At 77.6% G+C, this 3,334-nt stretch carries 1 pseudogene; it reads left to right on the top strand.

Annotated features, from left to right (window positions below):
* Nucleotides 1-3,036, top strand: a pseudogene (locus tag ACFXA3_RS39175) (hypothetical protein); the annotation flags it as partial.
* Nucleotides 3,037-3,334: the final 298 nt, after the last annotated feature.

Here is a 3,334-nt window from a genome sequence, read left to right as displayed (position 1 = left end):
GCCCCCGCCCCCCCCGGGCGCACACCCCGCCCCTACCCCCCCGCCCCCCCCCCCGCCCACGCCGCCGACGCGGCCGAGGCCGCACACGACGCCGAGTACCGGGCGGCCGCCTCCCTGGCCGGAGCCCCCCGCCTGGCGGAACTGCTGGGCCTCCCGCCGGTCCCCGAAACCTTCCTCCCCCATCCGCGCTCGGGTGCCGCCGCGGACTCCGGCACCGCCGCGGGAACCGGTACGCAGGCCGGCACCGCCGCAGCCGCGCACGGCTCCGCCGGATCCCCCGGCGCCGCCGCGGGCGACGCGGCCGGCGGACTCACCGTCGCCGACCTCGACCGCAACGCCGACCAGCTGCACGAGATGCTCACCCGCGCGGTCGGGGCCGCCGAACGCCAGCTGTTCGAGCTGCGCACCGCCGCCGCCGACGACGCCCGCATCCTCGGCGCACTCGGCGACGGCGGCCTGCTGCCGCCCGGCCCCGACGTCCTCGCCACCGTCGAATACCTCGGCGAGCACGGCATCCCGGCCCTGCCGGGCTGGCGCTACCTCGCCCAGGCCGTGGACCCGGCCGACCACGCCGCCGTCCTCGCAGCCCGCCCCGAGCTCGTCGACGGCGTCGTCATCACCGACCCCGACACCCACGCCCGGGCCCGCGAGGTCCTCTCCGGCGCCGCCCTGCTGCCCCGCTCCACCGTCGCCGTCGGCACGGCCGCCGCCCTGCTGGCCCCGGTACCGCCCGTCGACGCGGATTCGGCGGTCTCCGGCATCTTCATCGTCTCGCCGAACCCGGCCATGCACGACGAACAGGCCGCCGACGAGGAGCGCCGGGCAGTGCGGGCCCGCGCCACCGCCCGCGACACCGAGATCCGCGACCTGGCCGCCCGCCTCGGCGGCGACCGGGAACTCGCCGCCCGCCTCGCCTCCTGGCGCACCGGCTGCCCGGCCGGCCGCCTCGCCGAGCTCGCCCGGCAGGCCGAGGCGGCCCGCGGTTTCGCGGAGGAGGCCGACACCGAACTCGCGGAAGCCCGTACCGTGCGCGCCGAGGCCGACGAGGCCGCCGCCGACGCCGCCCGCGTCCGCGACGAGCGCCAGGACTCCGCCCAGCGGGCCCGCCGCGCCGCCGACGCCCTCGCCGGACTCGCCTTCCGCCTGCGCGAGCGCGCCGGCTGGCAGGCCAAGGTCCGCGAACTCGCCGACGACGCCGCCGAGTCCGAAGCCCGTGCCGAGGTCTGCCTGGACCGGGCCCGGGCCGCCGACGAGGACCGCCGCGCCGCCCAGCGCGCCGCCGACGACGCCCGCCGCACCGCCCGCGCCCTGCGCGCCGAGCGAGCCGAGATCGCCGGCGCCCCCGAATCGCTGCCCGAGGACGACGGCACCGCCAAGGCGCCGCTGCCCGACCTCCGCGAGGCCTACCGGGCCGCCTCCCGGCTGTACGAGAAGGTCGGCGTCGGAGCCGACCTGCGCGCCGAACAGGCCCGCGCCGAAAGCGACGAGAGCGCCGCCCTCGCCGAACTCGACCGGCTCACCAACAAGGTCCGCACCCGCGCCGCCCAGCTCCTCGAAGGCACCGACGGCGCCGACGGCCCCTCCCGGCAGGCGGCCGCCGCCCGCGCCGAGTCCCTCGTCCAGATGCTGGAGACCCGCGCGCAAGTCGCCAGCGAGCAGCTCGGCCGGCTCCGCGGCGAGGCCGAACGGCACGCCCCCACCGAGGGCGAGGCGCACACCGAGCTGCCCGAGGAACTGGTCCCCGCCGACGTCGAGCAGGCCCAGGCGCTGCTGCGCACCGCCACCGCCCAGCTCGCCGCGCACACCGCGGCCGTGGAGACCGCCCGGGCCGCCCACGCCGACCTGCTGCGAGCCCACCGCACCGCCGAGGACGGCGCCGGCGGCTTCGACGAGACCGCGGCGCTGCTGCGGGACCTGCTGCGCGACCACACCCACCAGGACGACGAGCAGGAACCGGCGGCCCACCCGGGCACGCTGGAGGAGGCCCGGCAGTCCGCCGCCGAGGCGCGCCGCTCCCTGCGCGGCTGCGCGGCCGACCTCTCGGCCGCCGAGTCGGCGGTCCGCGAGGCGAGCGACATCCTGGTCCGCCACGCCAACGCCAACCGGTACGAGCAGGTCCGCACCCCCGCGCGCCAGCAGATCCGCGAACTGCCCGCCTCCGCCCTGCCCGAGCACGCCGCGGCCTGGGCGGCGGCCTTCGCACCCCGGCTGCGCGTCCTCACCGACGAGCTGGCCCAGCTGGAACGCAACCGCGACAGCATCGTCGACCGCCTCCGCGGACTCGTCGAGTCCGCCCTGGCCACCCTGCGCTCCGCCCAGCGGCTCTCCCAGCTCCCCGAAGGCCTGGGGGAGTGGTCGGGCCAGGAGTTCCTGCGCATCCGCTTCGAGGAGCCGGACCAGGCCACCCTCACCGAACGCCTCGGCGAGGTCATCGACGAGGCGACCCGCGCCGCGGTGAAGAAGAACAGCAGCGCCTCCTTCGGCGAGGGCCGCCGCGACGGCATGTCCCTGCTGCTGCGCGGAGTCCAGGCGGCCCTGGAACCCAAGGGCATCGCGGTCGAGATCCTCAAGCCGGACGCCGTGCTGCGCGCCGAGCGCGTGCCCGTGGGGCAGATGGGCGACGTGTTCTCCGGCGGCCAGCTGCTGACCGCGGCGATCGCGCTGTACTGCACGATGGCCGCACTGCGCAGCAACGACCGCGGCCGCGACAAGCACCGCCACGCGGGCACGCTGTTCCTCGACAACCCGATCGGCCGCGCGAACGCCACGTACCTGCTGGAACTCCAGCGGGCCGTGTCCGACGCGCTCGGTGTCCAGCTGCTCTACACGACCGGCCTGTTCGACACGACGGCCCTCGCCGAGTTCCCGCTCGTCATCCGGCTGCGCAACGACGCCGACCTGCGGGCCGGCCTGAAGTACATCAGCGTCGAGGAGCACCTGCGCCCGGGTCTGCCCCAGCAGTCCGCGGAGACGGAGACGATCCACGGCGAGATCACGGCGACCCGCATGTTCCGCCGCTCCCCGGCCACCGCCTGACCGGCTCCAAAGGCCCACGGCACCCCCGGCCGGCCCCAGGGCCCCAGCCCTATGCCCGGCCCCGGCTCCGGCCGGCCCCAGGGACCCGACCCTGGGTCCCGGCCCTGGGTCCCGGCCCGGCCCCGGTTTTGGTCCTGGGCCCGGCCTCGGTCCTTGGCCCGGTCCCGGCCGTGGGCCCGTCCTGGACGAGGCCCAGCGGACCGTTCCCACCTTCCAGGCCGAGGAGGCCCGCGCGCAGTCCGTGGGCGCCCGCTCCATCGAGGGGTACGGGACGGAGCACAACTGGACGGTTCCGGGC

Origin of the sequence: Streptomyces sp. NPDC059456, assembly GCF_042750055.1 — a bacterium.
Taxonomy (GTDB): domain Bacteria; phylum Actinomycetota; class Actinomycetes; order Streptomycetales; family Streptomycetaceae; genus Streptomyces.
The sequence above is the reverse complement of the archived record's forward strand: the minus strand, read 5'-3'. Positions and strand labels throughout refer to the sequence as shown.